This is a genomic window from Streptomyces sp. NPDC026417, from assembly GCF_055567695.1.
Map to the genome: position 1 here is coordinate 166,873 of NZ_JBVHPY010000020.1, position 16,000 is coordinate 182,872.

Consider the following 16,000-nt stretch of genomic DNA (forward strand, 5'->3'; position numbering starts at 1 on the left):
CTCTCCCTCGTCTGGACGCGACCTATCGGAGTACCCAAGCGTGTCGATCGTACGCACCTCAGCTCGTGGTTTTCGAGCGGCCGACGGGGCGCAGCGCTGATCGGAGGGCCGGGGTATCAGCCGGAGGGTTCGCCGGCCGACGCAGGTGACCGGTGGCCCCGGGAAGGCCCTGAAAAGAATTCGCGGGGGCCGCTGTCGATGCGACCGGTTCCCGTTCGACGTACTGATGAGGAGCGTACCGCGACACGGAGGTGCGCCAGGATCCGATGGGGAAGCGCATGCATCAGTTGCTGAGAGTGATGAACTTCAGCGTCTCGAGTGACGGAATCGGTGCCGGTGAGGAGCAGAGCCTTGAGCGCCCGTTCGGCCACGTGGATCCCGGGAGGCTGTTCGCGTGGGCCGGCGCCACGGCGAGCTGGCCCATGCGTACCGACCCCGGGGGCAGTCGCGGTCTCGACGACTACTTCACGCGGGACTTCGCACACAATGTCGGCGCCGAGATCATGGGGCGCAACAAGTTCGGCCCGCAGCGCGGACCCTGGCGTGATCACGACTGGCGTGGCTGGTGGGGTGACGAGCCCCCGTTCCACACGCCGGTGTTCGTCATGACCCACCACGAGCGTCCCTCGTTCACGCTGTCCGACACCACGTTCCACTTCGTCGACGGCGATCCGGCCACGGTCCTCGGGTTGGCGCGGAGCGCGGCGCAGGGCAAGGACGTCCGACTCGGCGGCGGGGTCACGACCATCCGGCAGTTCCTCGACGCGGACCTGGTCGACACCATGCACGTGGCCGTCTCGCCGGTGAAGCTCGGTTCCGGCCTGCGCCTCTGGGAGTCGCCCGACGAGCTGCTCGACCGGTTCCATCTGGAGGTCGTGCCGAGCCCGAGCGGCGTGACGCATCACCTGTTCTGGCGCAAGTGACGCGGCCCCTCCCGCCGGCCTCGGCGCGGTCGATCCGGCCCTGGGGGACATGACGGCACCGGTGTGGGCGAGTGGCGGACACGAATCGCGGCCCTCGCCCACATCCCGAAGCCGGCCCCCGCCCCCTCGCGTCCGGCGTCCCCTCTATCCGATCCCCACCTGTTCCGGCGGCTCGTGTCTGGTCGACAGGGCTTGCCTGGCTCACGACCGTGTGGCGGTACCGCACCCCTCGTCGCCGCCGCGCATGCGTGCGTCCATCGACGCGCTGCGGTCGTACGGGTCGACCTCTCTGCCGTCCCCGGAGGTTCCCGAGGCGCGTTCGGCGTTGAACTCCGGGGTCAGATAACCGGTGAAGGTGTCACAGCCGCCGTTGGCGGAGTCCACCTTGTAGGAGACGAGGGAGAAGGTCCCGGGTTCGATGAACACCTTCGCCGGGTCGTCCCAGCTCACCACGACCTCGCGGCGCACGATCGTACGAGCGACCTCGTCGCTTCCGGCGGCGGCGCGTACGACCGGATAGACGTACGTGACGTCGGTGGTCATCTCGACCGCCCCGCGCTTGCCCTCCCGGAAGCTGATCCGTCCGCGTGTCCTGATGTCGGTTCCGACGAGCCGCACCGTGGAGTCGAAGCGGCTGAACAGCATCAGTGGATCGTTCTCACGGCTGGGCGCGCGGAACGCGGCGGCGAGATAGTCCTGGACGTCCCGCTGGTCAGGGTTGATCAGGGCGATGGCCCGCTGGGGCCGTTCACCGCGCAACACGTTGCGGTCCAGACTCGACGCGACCAGGAAGTCACGCGTCCGCTCCAGCGCCTGCCCGACCTGCTCCTTGCTCATCCACCCGGTCGCCCGGGCCGCGGGCACGCTGATCCCGGCGGTTCCTGCGCTCCATCGCGCCGCGGGCGACCCTCGGAACGGCTGATCCGGAGTGGGCAGTTGTGCGGCCGCTTCCGTGGCCGGTGGCTGACTCGGACGCGCCGACTCGGCGGCCAAGGGGGTACTCCCACCGTCCCCGCCGCCGAACCACCCGGCGAGCCGTCCCGGCTCCAGAGCCAGCACCAGGAGGACGAGCACGGCCATGAGACCGACCGCGTACCAGACCTTCCCGCGTCGTGGCGGGGGCGGCTGGTGGGTGCGCCAGCCCTGTGGCCTGTCGGGCTGCTCGCGCAGCCGTCGCGTCACCATCCGGGCGCGCGCGGACGGTTCCGCCGGCGCCCCTTCGATGCCGGCCTCGGCGTCCCGCAGAAAGCGCTCCCATTCCTCGTCCGGTATGGAGGTCTCACCCTTGTCCACCATGCACTCGCTTCTTCCGCCCCGCCCGGTCCCTCCCCAGGGCCGGTCTTTGACGGTGCATCATCACACAAGGCGACGGCGGCTTTCTCGCCCAGGTCAGGTACCTCACCCTTCATGAGGCCCTGGGTGCGGCGACCTTGACCCGGTCTCCCTCGCAAGGGTGCGATCGAGCGAGGCCAGGGGCAGGGGGGTGGGGCGGGCCGTCGGCGGGTTGCGCGAGGCTTGCCGCCGGTCGGTGCGGCGGCCGTCTAGCCTGGCCTCGATCCCGGCCGACCGAAGGAGCCACCCGTGTCGTTCACCGATGAAGAGATCGCTTTCCTGCGGTCGAAGCCGTTCGCCCGGCTCGCCAGTCTCTGCGCGGAAGAGCAGCCGGACGTGGTCCCGGTCGCCCTCGAGTTCGACGGGAGTAGCTTCTGGGTGGGAGGCCCGGACGCCTCCGTCCTGCGCACCCGAAAGTTCCGCAACGTCGAAGCGGGCCGCCGGAAGGTCGCCTTCGTCGTGGACGACATGGTCTCGTTCGATCCGTTCGTCGCCCGCGGCATTCGCGTGTACGGGGAGGCGGACGGCCCCGTCGAGCGGGTGGGCATGGTGGGACCCGGCCACTATCTGCGCATCACCCCGACCGTCTCCTGGAGCTGGAACATGGCGGGCGAGCCGGTCGGCGAGAGCTGGTACGAGTCGCGGAGAGCGGTTCACGTGCAGCCCGGGTCGGGTACCGCGGGCTGAGCGGCGACGGAGCGCGGAAGCGGCGGCACCGTGGCTCCGGCGGGCGCCTCGGGTGCCGGCGTCCCGGTGTCGGCCGGGCGCGTGCCGTCCGGGTCAGGTCACCAGCTCGTAGATGCTGTGCGCGGTCAGCCACAGACCGAGCAGCAGCGAAAGTGTGACGACCAGCTGTTCCTGTTGGCGCTCCAGCCAGCTGCGCAGGGCGTTCAGCCGGGCGTTCGCGGCTGACGGCGCCCAGAGAGCGTACGCCTCCATGACGATGAGGCTGAGCGTGGCGAGCAGGCAGTAGCCGATCAGCGCAAGCCAGGCACCGGCGGTGGACAGGTCCGCGCTCACGGCGGTCGCGGCGCCGGCGCCGACCAGGGCCCAGGGCTGCAGCAGCCACGCCAGGCCCGCCGCCGTGACGGGGGAGGCGTTGTCGATCCTGGCCGTCCAGCGGGGCGGGCCGTGGGGGCGGGGAGGCCTGCGGCGCCGCCGCGCGCCGTACAGCACGAGGGCCACGCCCAGGGCGAGCTTCACGGCGATCGCCGCGGTGGACGGAACGGTGTGGCGGGCGGGAGGCTGACCGCCTGTCACCAGCACCACACAGGCGATCACGGCGACGAGGTTGGCCAGCCACGACAACAGGAACGCCAGGCCCTGACGAGTGCCGCGCCGTGAGGAGAGCAGCAGGATGAAGGCGCTGTTGTGCAAGGGCCCCAGCGTGACCGCGGTACCGATCATGACCAGGTCGAGGACCATGGGATCGTCGCTCCTGGGTGTCGGGGCCGCCGACTGCCCGAGCAGTGGTTGGAGACGGACGGCGCGCTAGTGGTGATGCCGACTTTGCAGGTGGGGGCGTGGTCGGTCAAGCAGGCCACGCCCGTGTCGGGCCGACCGGGCACGGGTCTCACGATCCACCCCCGCGCACCTGCCGGAAAATTCTCGCCCCACAGCGATGAGTTTTCTCCGTGTGATCCGTCTGACCTGATGCAGCAACCGACATAGTGGGTGGCTGCGGCCGGGGGTGCGGCCACGGCGTGCACGCTCGTCCCGACCGATGATGACCCGCAAGCCACGGAGGAACTTCGATGCGTACCCTGATCAGCACCGCGTTCATCTCGCTCGACGGGGTTGTGGAGGCTCCGGGTGGCGAGCCCGGTTACCGCAACTCCGGTTGGACCTTCAAGGGCATCGATTTCCTGCCGGAGGCGTTCGAGATCAAGGGGCGGGAGCAGAAGGAGGCCGCCGCGATGCTGCTGGGCCGTGTCAGCTACCAGGCGTTCAGTCCCGTGTGGCCTGACATGGCTGACTTCGCCGACTACAAGACGATGCCGAAGTACGTCGTCTCCACGACCCTCGACGAGCAGGATCTGGTGACGAACTGGGGTGAGACCACGATCCTGCGCTCGCTCGACGACGTTGCCGCGCTGAAGGAGACCGAGGGCGGGCCGATCATCGTTCACGGCAGCGCGGCTCTCAACCAGGGCCTTTCGGACGCCGGTCTGATCGACCGCTATCACCTGCTGGTCTTCCCGCTGCTGCTCGGCGCGGGAAAGCGTCTGTTCAGCACCACGGACAAGGACACCCAGAAGCTGAAGCTCGTGGAGCACGAGGCGTATGCCAACGGCCTGCAGAAGAACGTCTTCGACGTCATCCACTGACGACCGGGCGCAACTCCTTCCGCGTCAGAATGCTCACATCTCGTCGCGGGCGTGGTCGTGCGCCCGCCGCTCGGGGCTGAAGCGGGCATACCTGATGCGCCGGCCGGACGTCGAACCCTTATCTCCGACAGGGGAGTTGGCCACCTTTCAAGGCTCCCGGGGGTTGGGCACACTGAGCGCCGGGGGGGGCCGAGGAGCGGGGGGAGGCGTGGGTGCCGGATTCCACCACCTGGTCGGACGCGGGGTGTCTCGCCGGGTCCGGGTGGTCGGGGCCGGGGCCGCGTACTGGCTGTGCGCCGCAGCCGGCGTCGGGTACGACCTGGGACAGGGGATGACCCTGGGCAGTGCCGTCGCTCTCGACGTGATCTGCCTGGCGGTCGAGGCCGTCTCCGTGCTCGGGGTCCGGTGGCCGGGACCGGAAGCCGGGCCGGAACCATCGTTCGATGATGGCGTCCTCGTGGCCCGTTGGACGGGCCCGGTGGGTGGTGACGGTCGGGTGCCGGCCATTCCGTCCGGGGACCTGTGCGGCCGAGTCCGTTTGCTAGGGTGCGCCGATGCCAGCGATCAAGAAGTTCCAAGTCACCTTTGATTGCGCGGAACCCGAGCGCCTCGCTCGCTTCTGGTGCGAGGTGCTCGGGTATGTCACACCGCCGCCGCCGGAGGGATTCGCCACCTGGGACGAATTCAACCGCACCCTCCCTCCCGAGGAGCAGGGGGCATGGTTCGCCTGCAGTGATCCCACGGGCGAGGGCCCGCGCCTGTACTTCCAGCGCGTACCCGAAGGCAAGGTCGTCAAGAATCGGGTGCATCTCGATGTCCGGGTCGGGACCGGGCTCGTCGGGGCGGAGCGCCTCGCGGCACTCGAAGCCGAGTGCGCACGACTGGTCGCGCTCGGCGCCACCCACGTGCAGACGCTGTATGCCGATGAGGAGAACGAGTCGTGCATTCCCATGCTCGACATCGAGGGCAACGAATTCTGTGTCGACTGAGCATGCCCCCAGCCGGCGAGCCGCCTCTCCGGTCCCGTAGCCGGGGGCCTCTCCGATCCGGTGCGGGCCGGGAGTTGCCCCGGGGGATGGTCGCGGTCGTCGTGCGGCCGTAGCCGCCGCGACAGGCATTCCCGGGCCCGCGGCGGTCACCGATGCCCGTGCGTACACGCGGACGGCTCCCGCCCGGGAAGGGGAGGGAGCCGTCCGCGTGTGGGGTGAAGCGTGCCGCCTGCGGGGTTACGCGTGGCGGTGGGAGTGGCGGTTGCCCGTGACGAGGCGGTAGATGAAGAGCAGGATGACGGAGCCGACGATCGCGGCGATCCAGGTGGAGAGTTCGAAGAACCCGTCGATGGAGTCGACGCCGAACACGACCTTGCCGAGCCAGCCGCCGAGCAGACCGCCGGCGATGCCGATGAGCATGGTGATGATGATCCCGCCCGGGTCCTTGCCCGGCATCAGGGCCTTGGCGATGACGCCGGCGAGCAGGCCGATGATGATCCACGCGATGATGCCCATGGTGTCTCTCCGTCTGATCATGTAGTTGCTGTGTCAGCACACCGTCTGCACCGTCTTCGCCCGAACAAACATCTCCTTCACATTCACATCGTGCGTGCCCTCCGTCAGGGGCTGGTCGGTGGAGCTGTGTTCCCGTCACCGCCGGACTTCGTGGCCGCGATGGGGCATGGAACCGACCTGACGCGGGAAACCGCACGTCGACGTCACCGGCGGGCCGGTGTAACCGTTCCCCTCTCGCGGTGTTTCCGTGAACCGCCTGCGGCGTTGCGTGTCAGCTTCTCGACGGTCACCTGCCAGGGCCGTGCCTTCTTCAAGGGTGACTGGGTGGCGCAGAACTGGAAGCTCGAGGACGTTGTCTTCGCAGGCAGCCTGACCGAGGGGCCCGCTGCGAGGGCGCCGTCCTGCTCCGCGAGGCCGCACTGGACCAGAGCGTCCGGCTGACGCTCGACGCGCCTGTACTCGACTGCACGGGAACCTCATTCGCCGGCCCGCTGACTCTGCAGCTGCGCAATCGTCGTCAACTCCGTGGTGTTCCGCTCCAGTGGGCAGAACCTGACGAGCTGGGGGACGTATATCGAGATGGCCGGCCGCGTCATCGAGCCGGTGCTGCTCGGCATCGCGCTGCTGGCCGTCCACGGGCGGATCAAGCGAGGCTGACGGGCGTGTTGGGCGGCGGTGCCGGAGGCGGTCAGTGGTCGCGGGCCGTGCCGCGTTCGGGTGCGGTCATGTCTCCCGTGGCCGGTGTGCCGTCGGCGAGTCCGTAACGCAGGCGGACGGTGCCGCGCGGTCCGGCGGCGGGGGGTTCGAGGAGGGTGAGGTTCGTGGGCACGGCGCCGCCGTCGAACACCTTCTTGCCGACGCCGAGGACGAGGGGGTGCACCCAGAGATCGAGGCGGTCGAAGAGCTTCTCGCGCAGGAGGGTCTGCACCAGGTTCAGGCTTCCGACGACCTTCACGTGCTCGTGCCGGTCACGGATCTCGCGCACCGCGCCGGCCAGGTCCGGACCGAGCTGCGTGGATCCGGCCCAGGAGAGGTCGGGCCTGCCGCGGGAGGCGACGTATTTCGGGACCCTGTTGAAGAGCCTGGCGATCGCGTCGTCCTCGCCACCCTCATGGTGCGGCCAGTACGCGGCGAAGATGTCGTAGGTCCGCCTGCCGAGCAGCAGCGCGTCCGTGCCCTCGTACGCGGCGAGCACCTGCGCTCCGGTGACCTCGTCCAGCAGGGGCGCCTGCCAGCCGCCGAAGGGGAACCCCACCGGGTCCTCCTGGGGACCGCCGGGCGCCTGCCCGACGAGGTCGAGGGTCGCGAACAGCTCGACGTGGATGAGGCCCATGCCGTTACTCCCGGTGCCTAGGTGGTCTCGGTCGACAGGTGAAGGCCGGTGGGTACCGGCAGACCCATCACTGTGACGCCACCCATCTTCCGGACTTGCGAACCGGTTTGTGGGACGTCGACGCGCACGTGGGGTCGGCGCCCCGCGAACGGACCTCGTCCCGGCCGCCCACCGCACCGCGAGGTCTCCTGTCGGACCTCGCGGTGCCTGGTCCGGCTCGTGCGCTGTCGGCTCGGCTCAGCGCCGCTTGTGGAGGGTGGGAGTGGGCTCGGGGTGAGCGCCGGCCAGTTCGGGCTCCAGGCCGTCGGCCAGTTCGGCGGTGCGGCGGCCGATGTCCGCGCGCCAGGCCTCGAAGGCCCAGGCGGTGAGGGCCACGACGGCGAGACCGAGGAGCCAGCCCCCGACGACATCACTGAACCAGTGCACGCCCAGCGCGACGCGGGTGAAGCCGACACCGAGCACGGACAGCACCGCGAAGCACCAGCAGGCCACCCGCCAGACGCGCGGCACCATGGGCAGCAGGACCAGCAACAGGATCGCGAACGACGTCGTGGCCGTCATGGCGTGCCCCGAGGGGAACGAGAACCCCGGGGCGTGCGCCACCGGGTCCTCGAGGGAGGGCCTGGCCCGCTCGACGACCACCTTGACGAGCAGCCCGATCAGCCCGCCGGCCACCGCGGTCACGGCGGACCAGGCGGCGAGCCGCCACGCCCTGCGGTGCAGCAGCCAGAGGGTGAGCAGCGCGACCACGACCCGCAGGGTCACGGGATCCCAGACCCAGTTCGACAGGAAGCGCAGCGTGTCGGTCCAGGCGGGGTGGTCCAGCGCGGTCTCGTTGAGTCGCCGTGCCGCGCCCGCGTCCAGCCGGCGCAGCGGCTGCCACTGCCCCTCGACCAGGATCAGCAGCAGGGCGAACGGCACCGCGGAGACCGCGGCCACGAGGGCCGCGCCCAGCAGGCGGGCGCCGAACCTGCGGTCGGCCTCCCGGCGACGGCGTTCGCGGAGACGGCGCGTGGTGAACCGCAGAACCATTCAGACTCCCGGGTCGGTGTGGATCGGACCGGGGCTCAGGGCCCGCGCGGCCTCCAGCTGCGCGGAGAAGGACAGTCCGAGGAAGAGGGCGATGGAGGTGAGGTAGGCCCAGAGCAGCAGCGACATGAAGGCGCTGAGCGGGCCGTACACGGTGTCGAAGGAGCCGCTGATCCCGAGGTAGAGGCTCAGCAGCCAGGTGAGGGTGGTCCACAGTACGAGGTACACGGCGGCGCCGAAGGCGAGCCAGGTGTAGCCGGGCTGTTTGCGGCGGGGTGAGCGGCGGAAGATGGCGCTCGCCGAGATGATGACGAGGACCAGGCCGAGCGGCCAGCGCAGGATGTTCCACGCGGTGAGGGTGCTGTCCTCGAGGTGGTACACGGTCACCGCCGCGGAGGCCAGGTCCGCCCCGGCCACCATCACGATGAAGCCCACGCCGAGCGGCAGGCCGGCGCTGACGGACATCACCAGGCCGCGCAGGTACTTGCGGTGGAAGGGACGGTCGCGTTCGTTGCCGTAGATGCGGTTGGCGCCGCGCTCGACCTGGCACATCGCGGTGGTCGTGTTGACCAGGGAGAAGAGCAGACCGAACCAGAGCGCGACCTGTGCGCCGTCGCCGGCGGTCCGCTTGCTGCGGTCCAGCGCGTCGTCGACCACTTCGGCACTGGGGCCCTGGGCGATGCGGTGGATGGTCAGCTCGGTGAGCCTGCCGATGTCCTCGGTGTGCAGGGCGGTGGAGAGCCCGACGAAGGCGATCGCCAGCGGAATCACCGAGAGGACCGTCTGCAGGGCGAGCGCACGGGAGTGAGTGAAACCGTCGGCATAGCGGAAGCGCACGAAGGCGTCCCGCAGCAGTGGCCAGCGGCCGTAGCGGCGCAACGACATCAGCGCCTCGTCGGCCGAGAGCTCCTCGCCGGTCATGTCCCTGGTCTCGGGGACCTTGGTCGCCGTACCCATCACTTCTCCCCGGCAGGCAGCAGCATCGTCAGCGCGCCCGGCCGGACCTCGGCGGTCAGACGTCGGCCGGAGGCCACCGGATCGCCGTCGAGTTCCCGGGACTGCTGGGACTCGAAGGTGAGTTCCGCGCGCCGGAAGGTGAAGAACTCCACCGGTACGCCGCTGTCGGTGTCGTGGGCGGCCAGGGTGTCCACGGACGTGGGCCGGGGTGTCCTGGCCCCGCCGCGCAGCAGCGTGGCGAGGGCACGGACCCAGCCGGCCGGTCCGCGCGGGTCGAGGATCAGCAGGTCGAGCCGTCCGTCGTCGGGCCGGGCGTCGGGCACGAGCGTGAGACCGCCCTGCACGGTACCGACGTTGGCGAGCAGGACCATGCGTGCGCTGCGGCGGAGCGAGGGGGCGCCGTCGAGGCGGACCGTCACGCGCATCCGGGGGGAGCGCAGTGTCGTGATGCCGGCCAGTACATAGGCGGGCCAGCCCAGGAAGGACTTGGTCCGGTCGTCGGTGTTCTCCATGATCGCGGCGTCGAGTCCGGCTCCGGACATGGCCGCGAAGTGGGTCGCCTCCAGGTCGTCGCCCTCGATGCGGCCGAGGTCGATGTGGCGCACGGTCCCGCGCAGCGCGGCATCGAGCGCGGCGACGGGGGACAGCGGGAGGTGCAGGTTGCGGGCGAGCAGGTTGCCGGTGCCGCTGGGCACCAGGGCGAGGGGTACGCCGCTGCCGGCCATGGCGTCGGCCGCGGCCCGCAGGGTTCCGTCGCCGCCGCAGACCACCACCAGGGTGGCGCCGTCACGGACCGCCCGGGCGGCCTGGCCGCCGCCGGGGTCCTCGACCGTGGTCTCGACGAATTCCGGTGCACCGCGGCCGTACCGCCCGAGCACGTCGCGCAGCGCGTCGCAGGTGGCCTCGTCGGTCACCGTCGGGTTGAAGACCACGACGGTGGGGCCGGTCGCCGGTGCGACCCGGTCGGCGTCGGCGGCCGGCACGGTGCGGGCCGGGGGAGGGGCGGTCACCGTGCCGTCGGTGAAGAGGGCACGGCCGACGATCAGCAGGGACAGGCTTCCGTTGGTGAGGCCGCCCACGAGGTCGGTGGGGTGGTGCATGCCCCGGTAGAGGCGGGCAAGGGCCACCAGCAGCGGCAGGAGGAGCAACAGTCCGCCGACGACCTTGCGCCAGGGGCCCCGGATGCGGGACAGGGCGAGCACGGCCAGTCCTGCGTACAGCGCGGTGGCCGCGCCGGTGTGCCCCGAGGTGTAGCTGGAGGTCGGCGGGGACGCGTCGAGGCGGTCCACCTCCGGCCGGTGCCGGTCCACCGACATGGTGATGACGAGGAAGACCAGCGCCTGCAGGGACACGGCGACGGCGAGGAAGACGGCCTGGCGCCACATCGGCAGCCGGGGTATGAGGATCAGGCCCAGGCACGTCGCGAGCGTGATGGCGATGATCGTGAGGGTGTTGCCGGCCTCCGACGCGAACCATGACAGCGCGGTGAGCGTGCCGGTGCGGTGCCGCTCCATGGCTTCGTTGAGGTCGTCCTCGACGGTCATCGGCCACACATCGCGCGCGGGACCGGTGATCAGCAGCCCGATGCCCACCATGACGGCGGCCTGGCAGAGCGTCAGCGCACCGATGCGCAGCGCGGTCCTGCCGGTGCCGCGAGGCAGCGCTGCGGCGCGCGCCGGCTTGACGGCTCCCGGTGATTCACCAGACGGGACGGTGGGTCTCTCCGGCACGGCGGTCGGCATCAGGACTCCCACAGGTCGGCGCCTCGCGGCGGTCACTTCGCCGGGGGGTGTGCCCTCCCGATCCACCGCCGTATGCCCCCGAAGGCACCGTGCAGACCTGCGGATTGATCACAGGCTCTTTACATCACGGCAAACCGGCCGATCCGCCTCGCCTCCTGCGCATACGGGACCGTCGGCGAGGCCCGGATGGGGGCGACGTGGGGCGCGCGGCAGCACGATCGCCTTCGGCGGACGCGTTTAGAGCGGCTTTACCCGGGCTTCGGATGATGCCGCCACCACACGCGCCGGCGACTAGGGGGCCCGATGAACACGGCCGCATCCACCACCGCGGCACTGCCGCAGTTCCCGATGGCGAGGGGGTGTCCCTACCATCCGCCCGCCGGGTACGCGAAGCTGCGGGAGGAAGGCCCGCTGGCACGCGTGCGGTTGTACGACGGACGCCAGGCCTGGGTCGTCACCGGGTATGCGGAGACGCGGCAACTGCTCGTCGACCCGCGGCTCTCGTCGGACCGCAGCCGGCCCGACTTCCCCGTGCTCGTGCCCAGGATGGCCGCGGCGAAGCTGACCGCCCTCGTCGGCATGGACCCGCCCGAGCACGACGTCCAACGCCGCATGCTCATCGGCAGTTTCACCGTGAAGCGCGTCAACGGGCTGCGCCCGGCGATCCGGCGCATCGTGGGCGAACGGATCGACGCCCTCCTGGCCGCAGGGCCCGGTGCGGACCTGGTGCCCGCGTTCGCGCTGCCGGTGCCGTCGGCTGTCATCTGCCAACTGCTGGGCGTGCCGTACGACGATCACGAGTTCTTCGAGGAGCACACGCGGCGCATGCTGCTGGCCACCGGCACGGCGCAGCAGGCGGCCGACGCCAGTGCCGCGCTCGTGGGGTACTTCGACGAGCTGGTCGCCGCCAAGGAGGCGCGGCTCGCCGGCGGCGCCCCCGCCGAGGGGCTGCTCGACGAGCTGATCACCGAGCGGTTCGCCACGGGTGAGCTGGGCCGCGCCGAACTCGCCGCCATCGCCATGTTCCTGCTCGTCGCAGGGCACGAGACCACCGCGAACATGATCGCGCTGAGCGTGCTCACGCTCCTCGAACACCCGGAGCAGGCAGACCGGTTGAGGGCGGACGCGGCCATCGCGCCGGGGGCCGTCGAGGAGCTGTTGCGCTTCCTGTCGGTCGCCGACGAACTCCAGCGGGTGGCCGCCGCCGACATCGAGATCGGTGGCGTGGTCGTCCGCGAGGGCGACGCGGTGTATCTGCCGAACGCGGCCGCCAACCGGGCCGGCGAGGTCTTCGACGACCTCGACACCTTCGACGTGCTGCGCGGCACCCGCCACCACCTCGCGTTCGGCTACGGCATCCACCAGTGCATCGGGCAGAACCTGGCCCGCGCGGAGGTGGAGATCGCCCTGTACGAGCTGTTCACCCGCATTCCGACGCTGCGCGCCGCGGAGCCCGTCGAGGCGCTCGGCACCAAGCCCGGGGGGTCCGTGCAGGGCATCGTGCGCCTTCCGGTCACCTGGTAGGACGCAGTACGGCACACGGCCGAGGGAGCCGGGCCCCACGGGCCCGGCTCCCTTGCGTGCCGCGGGTCAGGCCGCGGCCAGCTGCTCCTCCAGGAAGTCGGCGACGGCCGCCGGCGTCGGGTAGTCGTAGAGGAGGACCGGTGGCAACAGCAGACCGGTCACCTCGCACAGCCGGTTGCGGACCTCCAGCGCCGTGAACGACGAGAAGCCGATGTCGAGGAAGTTGTCCTCGGCGGCGATCGACTCGGGGGAGGCGTGCCCCAGGACGTCGGCGGCGTGTACCCGCACCAGGTCGAGCAGCGACGCCTCCGCGCCCACCGGTTCGAGCGCGCGCACCCCAGGCTGTGACGGTGCCGGACCCGCGGGCACGTCCGGCACGGGCCACCAGTGGTGCGTGTGCTCGAACGGGTAGGTGGGCAGGTCCGCTACCGGCGCCGGACGGGTGCCGTACCAGGCGTCCCAGCGGACCTCGGCGCCCGCCACGTGCAGCCGTCCGACGAGCGCCGCCAGCGTCTCGTCCTCCGGCCGGTCCCGGACCAGCGACGGCACCACCAGTGGCGCCGAGTCCGGCAGCACGGCGGGCACCATCGACGCGAGGACCGCATCGGGCCCCAGCTCCACGTACGCCCGCACGCCCGCCGCGTCCAGGGACGCCACCACATCCGCGAACCGTACCGGGGAGCGCAGCTGGCGCACCCAGTAGTCCGGCTGCCGCAGCTCTTCGTACGACACGGGGGCGCCCGTCAGGTCCGACACCACGCCGAGTACCGGCGGACGGATGTCGAGGGCGGCCACGACCGAACGGAACGGTTCCAGCGCGCCGTCCATGTGCGGTGAGTGGAACGCGTGGCTCACCCGAAGCGGCTTCGTGCGCCGTCCCCGGTCGGCGAAATGCGCGGCGACCCCGGCCACCGCCGCCGCGTCTCCGGAGATCACCGTGGCGCGCGGACCGTTGACCGCGGCGAGTCCCACCCGGTCCGCGACCTCGGCCAGCGCCTCCAGGACCTCCGGCTCCGACGCCTCGATCGCGGCCATCGCCCCGCCCGAGGGCTGCGCCTGCATCAGCCGGCCCCGTGCCGCCACCAGGCGCACCGCGTCCGCCAGCGGGAACACCCCCGCCGCGTACGCCGCCGACACCCCGCCCAGCGAATGTCCCGCCACCTGGTCCGGCGTACCGACCAGGCCGGTGAGGAGCCGGTGGAGCGCGCTCTCCACGGCGAACAGGGCGGGCTGCGCGTACTCCGTACGATCGAGGAGGGCCGCCCGCGGACTGCCCGGCTCGGCATGCAGCAGGTCGCGCAACGACTCGTCCAGGTGGGGCGCGAACGCCTCGCACACCTCGTCCAGGGCGTCGGCGAAGACGGGATGGGACGCGGCCGCCCCGGTGCCCATGCCCGCATGCTGACTGCCCTGGCCCGTGAACAGGAACGCTTTCGGCACCCGTTCGGCCGCGACGCCGCGTACCGCGTGCCGCGCGGGACGGCCCGCCGCCAACGCCTCCAGCGCGCCGAGCCGGTCCTCGCGGGTACCCGGCAGGACCACCGCCCGGTGCGCGAACGCCGTCCGGCCCAGGGCGAGGGTGCGGCCCACGGCCGCCGGGTCGAGGTGGGGCCGCTCGGTCAGCCGGTCGAGGACGCGGGCGGCCTGGGCGCGCAGGGCCTGTTCGGTGCGGCCCGACAGCGGCCACACGGGGGCGACGGCGGCGGGGGCGCGGGCCGCGGTCCCCTCGGCGGCAGGCGCCTCCTCGATGATCACGTGGGCGTTCGTGCCGCTGATGCCGAACGACGACACCCCGGCCCGGCGCGGCCGGTCCGGCGCGGCCGGCCACGGCACGTCCTCGGTGAGCAGCGCGACGCCGCCCCGCGCCCAGTCGACCTGAGGGGTCGGTTCCTGCGCGTGCAGGGTGCGCGGCAGCACCCCGTGGCGCAACGCCTGCACCATCTTGATGACGCCGGCCACGCCCGCGGCGGCCTGTGTGTGGCCGATGTTGGACTTCACCGAGCCCAGTCGCAGCGGTCGCCCGGTGTCGCGTCCCGCCCCGTAGGCGGACAGCAGGGCGTGCGCCTCGATCGGGTCGCCGAGCCGGGTGCCGGTGCCGTGCGCCTCCACCGCGTCCACGTCGTGCGGGCCGAGCCGCGCGTCGTCGAGCGCGGCCCGGATGACCCGTTCCTGGGCGGGACCGTTCGGCGCGGTGAGCCCGTTGCTCGCGCCGTCCTGGTTGACGGCCGAACCCCGCAGCACGGCCAGGACGGTGCGACCGCCCCGCAGGGCGTCCGACAGCCGCTCCAGCAGGACCAGGCCCACCCCCTCGGAGAAGCCCGTGCCGTCGGCGTCCGCCGCGAACGCCTTGCAGCGCCCGTCCGGCGACAGACCGCGCTGCCGGCTGAACTCCACCAGCAGCACCGGCGTCGCCATGACCGTCACACCGCCCGCGAGGGCCAGGTCGCACTCGCCGCGGCGCAGCGACTGCGCCGCCAGGTGCATCGCCACGAGCGATGACGAGCAGGCCGTGTCGAGTGTGACGGCAGGCCCTTCCAGCCCCAGGTGGTAGGCGATCCGGCCGGAGGCGACGCTGGTGGCGTTGCCGGTCATCAGATGGCCCTCGAAACCGTCCGGGACCCGGTCCGGCGGTGGCACGTAGGCCTGTGACACCACCCCCGCGAACACTCCCGTGCGCGTCCCGTGCAGCGAGCCCGGCGCGATGCCGCCGCGCTCGAACGTCTCCCAGGCCACTTCGAGGAGCTGGCGGTGCTGCGGATCGGCGGCCACCGCCTCGCGCGGCCCCATCCCGAAGAACGCGGCGTCGAACCCGGCCGCGTCGGGCAGGTATCCGCCCTCCCGCGTATAGGTCGTGCCGGGCCGGTCCGGGTCCGGGTCGTACAGGTTCTCCAGGTCCCAGCCGCGGTCCCCGGGCAGGTCGCCGACCGCGTCGACGCCGTCCGCGACAAGGCGCCACAAGGCGTCCGGGGAGTCGATGCCACCGGGGAAGCGGCACCCCATGGCCACGATCGCGACGGGTTCGTGGCGCTGGTCCTCCAGTTCCTGGATCCGGCGCCTGGCCTGACGCAGATCGGCGGTGGCCCGCTTGAGATAGTCGCGCAGCCTGTCCTCGTTGCTCATCGTTGTTCTCCCATGGGTGCCAGGGGGTCTGCGCCGCTCGTGCCGAGGGAGCCCTGCTCCACGGCTTCCGACGGGTCGCGCTGCACGCGTGCGGACGGGACAGGGCCCACGCCTGCCCGGCGAGCCGGGCGTACGGCCGCCGAGCGGGCCGGGCTCAGGCGTTCCCGGGGAATCCGCTCGTCGCGTGCCGCGGGAGTCGCCCTCTCAT

At 71.6% G+C, this 16,000-nt stretch carries 14 protein-coding genes; 6 read left to right on the forward strand and 8 right to left on the reverse strand.

The features are described 5' to 3' along the window. Positions 1–278 precede the first annotated feature (278 nt). Positions 279–923: a dihydrofolate reductase family protein gene (locus ACZ4NT_RS28745; protein ID WP_467728218.1), complete on the forward strand. Its 645-nt coding sequence runs from the start codon at positions 279–281 to the stop codon at positions 921–923. A 201-nt stretch (positions 924–1,124) separates the two neighbouring features. Here the strand turns inward: ACZ4NT_RS28745 and ACZ4NT_RS28750 are convergent, their stop codons facing one another. Further along, positions 1,125–2,216 (reverse strand): hypothetical protein, encoded by a 1,092-nt coding sequence (locus ACZ4NT_RS28750; RefSeq protein ID WP_467728234.1) that lies wholly within the window; start codon positions 2,214–2,216, stop codon positions 1,125–1,127. Positions 2,217–2,504: 288 nt separating this feature from the next. Here ACZ4NT_RS28750 and ACZ4NT_RS28755 point away from each other — a divergent pair, with 288 nt between their 5' ends. Further along, on the forward strand, positions 2,505–2,942 hold the full coding sequence (locus tag ACZ4NT_RS28755) for a PPOX class F420-dependent oxidoreductase (RefSeq protein ID WP_467728219.1): 438 nt from the start codon (positions 2,505–2,507) through the stop codon (positions 2,940–2,942). Between the two features lie 93 nt (positions 2,943–3,035). On the opposite strand, the gene ACZ4NT_RS28760 is transcribed toward ACZ4NT_RS28755, so the two are convergent. Next, complete coding sequence (locus ACZ4NT_RS28760; protein ID WP_467728220.1) at positions 3,036–3,680, reverse strand: GAP family protein; 645 nt, start codon at positions 3,678–3,680, stop codon at positions 3,036–3,038. A gap of 329 nt (positions 3,681–4,009) precedes the next feature. Between ACZ4NT_RS28760 and ACZ4NT_RS28765 the strand changes: the two genes are divergently transcribed. Then, complete coding sequence (locus tag ACZ4NT_RS28765; RefSeq protein WP_467728221.1) at positions 4,010–4,582, forward strand: dihydrofolate reductase family protein; 573 nt, start codon at positions 4,010–4,012, stop codon at positions 4,580–4,582. A gap of 554 nt (positions 4,583–5,136) precedes the next feature. Further along, a complete protein-coding gene (locus ACZ4NT_RS28770; protein ID WP_121408916.1) occupies positions 5,137–5,571 on the forward strand; it encodes a VOC family protein in 435 nt (144 codons plus the stop codon). Positions 5,572–5,808: 237 nt separating this feature from the next. On the opposite strand, the gene ACZ4NT_RS28775 is transcribed toward ACZ4NT_RS28770, so the two are convergent. Further along, complete coding sequence (locus ACZ4NT_RS28775; protein WP_121408915.1) at positions 5,809–6,087, reverse strand: GlsB/YeaQ/YmgE family stress response membrane protein; 279 nt, start codon at positions 6,085–6,087, stop codon at positions 5,809–5,811. 528 nt (positions 6,088–6,615) lie between these two features. Between ACZ4NT_RS28775 and ACZ4NT_RS28780 the strand changes: the two genes are divergently transcribed. Continuing rightward, the gene (locus ACZ4NT_RS28780; protein ID WP_467728222.1) at positions 6,616–6,744 is read left to right on the forward strand and encodes a hypothetical protein; all 129 of its coding nucleotides are present in this window, start codon (positions 6,616–6,618) and stop codon (positions 6,742–6,744) included. A 31-nt stretch (positions 6,745–6,775) separates the two neighbouring features. On the opposite strand, the gene ACZ4NT_RS28785 is transcribed toward ACZ4NT_RS28780, so the two are convergent. From ACZ4NT_RS28785 to ACZ4NT_RS28800, 4 genes are all read right to left on the reverse strand, one after another. Continuing rightward, positions 6,776–7,420 (reverse strand): dihydrofolate reductase family protein, encoded by a 645-nt coding sequence (locus ACZ4NT_RS28785; protein WP_121408914.1) that lies wholly within the window; start codon positions 7,418–7,420, stop codon positions 6,776–6,778. A 237-nt stretch (positions 7,421–7,657) separates the two neighbouring features. Continuing rightward, positions 7,658–8,452, reverse strand: coding sequence for a phosphatase PAP2 family protein (locus tag ACZ4NT_RS28790; RefSeq protein WP_467728223.1), 795 nt, complete (start codon positions 8,450–8,452; stop codon positions 7,658–7,660). After that, on the reverse strand, positions 8,453–9,406 hold the full coding sequence (locus ACZ4NT_RS28795) for a YihY/virulence factor BrkB family protein (RefSeq protein ID WP_121408912.1): 954 nt from the start codon (positions 9,404–9,406) through the stop codon (positions 8,453–8,455). It abuts the gene before it with no gap. Continuing rightward, positions 9,406–11,148, reverse strand: coding sequence for a bifunctional phosphatase PAP2/diacylglycerol kinase family protein (locus ACZ4NT_RS28800; protein ID WP_467728224.1), 1,743 nt, complete (start codon positions 11,146–11,148; stop codon positions 9,406–9,408). The genes ACZ4NT_RS28795 and ACZ4NT_RS28800 overlap by 1 nt, the downstream gene beginning before the upstream one ends. A gap of 303 nt (positions 11,149–11,451) precedes the next feature. Here ACZ4NT_RS28800 and ACZ4NT_RS28805 point away from each other — a divergent pair, with 303 nt between their 5' ends. Further along, complete coding sequence (locus ACZ4NT_RS28805) at positions 11,452–12,672, forward strand: cytochrome P450 (protein WP_467728225.1); 1,221 nt, start codon at positions 11,452–11,454, stop codon at positions 12,670–12,672. 66 nt (positions 12,673–12,738) lie between these two features. Here ACZ4NT_RS28805 and ACZ4NT_RS28810 read toward each other — a convergent pair whose 3' ends face one another. Further along, positions 12,739–15,792: a type I polyketide synthase gene (locus ACZ4NT_RS28810; RefSeq protein WP_467728226.1), complete on the reverse strand. Its 3,054-nt coding sequence runs from the start codon at positions 15,790–15,792 to the stop codon at positions 12,739–12,741. Between the last annotated feature and the right edge of the window lie 208 nt (positions 15,793–16,000).

What these genes read in the sequence shown, in the direction of transcription:
- ACZ4NT_RS28745 (WP_467728218.1), top strand. Translation starts at nt 279, where the DNA reads ATGCATCAGTTGCTGAGAGTGATGAACTTCAGCGTCTCGAGTGACGGA.
- ACZ4NT_RS28760 (WP_467728220.1), bottom strand. Translation starts at nt 3,680, where the DNA reads ATGGTCCTCGACCTGGTCATGATCGGTACCGCGGTCACGCTGGGGCCC.
- ACZ4NT_RS28765 (WP_467728221.1), top strand. Translation starts at nt 4,010, where the DNA reads ATGCGTACCCTGATCAGCACCGCGTTCATCTCGCTCGACGGGGTTGTG.
- ACZ4NT_RS28770 (WP_121408916.1), top strand. Translation starts at nt 5,137, where the DNA reads ATGCCAGCGATCAAGAAGTTCCAAGTCACCTTTGATTGCGCGGAACCC.
- ACZ4NT_RS28775 (WP_121408915.1), bottom strand. Translation starts at nt 6,087, where the DNA reads ATGGGCATCATCGCGTGGATCATCATCGGCCTGCTCGCCGGCGTCATC.
- ACZ4NT_RS28785 (WP_121408914.1), bottom strand. Translation starts at nt 7,420, where the DNA reads ATGGGCCTCATCCACGTCGAGCTGTTCGCGACCCTCGACCTCGTCGGG.
- ACZ4NT_RS28790 (WP_467728223.1), bottom strand. Translation starts at nt 8,452, where the DNA reads ATGGTTCTGCGGTTCACCACGCGCCGTCTCCGCGAACGCCGTCGCCGG.
- ACZ4NT_RS28795 (WP_121408912.1), bottom strand. Translation starts at nt 9,406, where the DNA reads ATGGGTACGGCGACCAAGGTCCCCGAGACCAGGGACATGACCGGCGAG.
- ACZ4NT_RS28800 (WP_467728224.1), bottom strand. Translation starts at nt 11,148, where the DNA reads ATGCCGACCGCCGTGCCGGAGAGACCCACCGTCCCGTCTGGTGAATCA.
- ACZ4NT_RS28805 (WP_467728225.1), top strand. Translation starts at nt 11,452, where the DNA reads ATGAACACGGCCGCATCCACCACCGCGGCACTGCCGCAGTTCCCGATG.
- ACZ4NT_RS28810 (WP_467728226.1), bottom strand. Translation starts at nt 15,792, where the DNA reads ATGAGCAACGAGGACAGGCTGCGCGACTATCTCAAGCGGGCCACCGCC.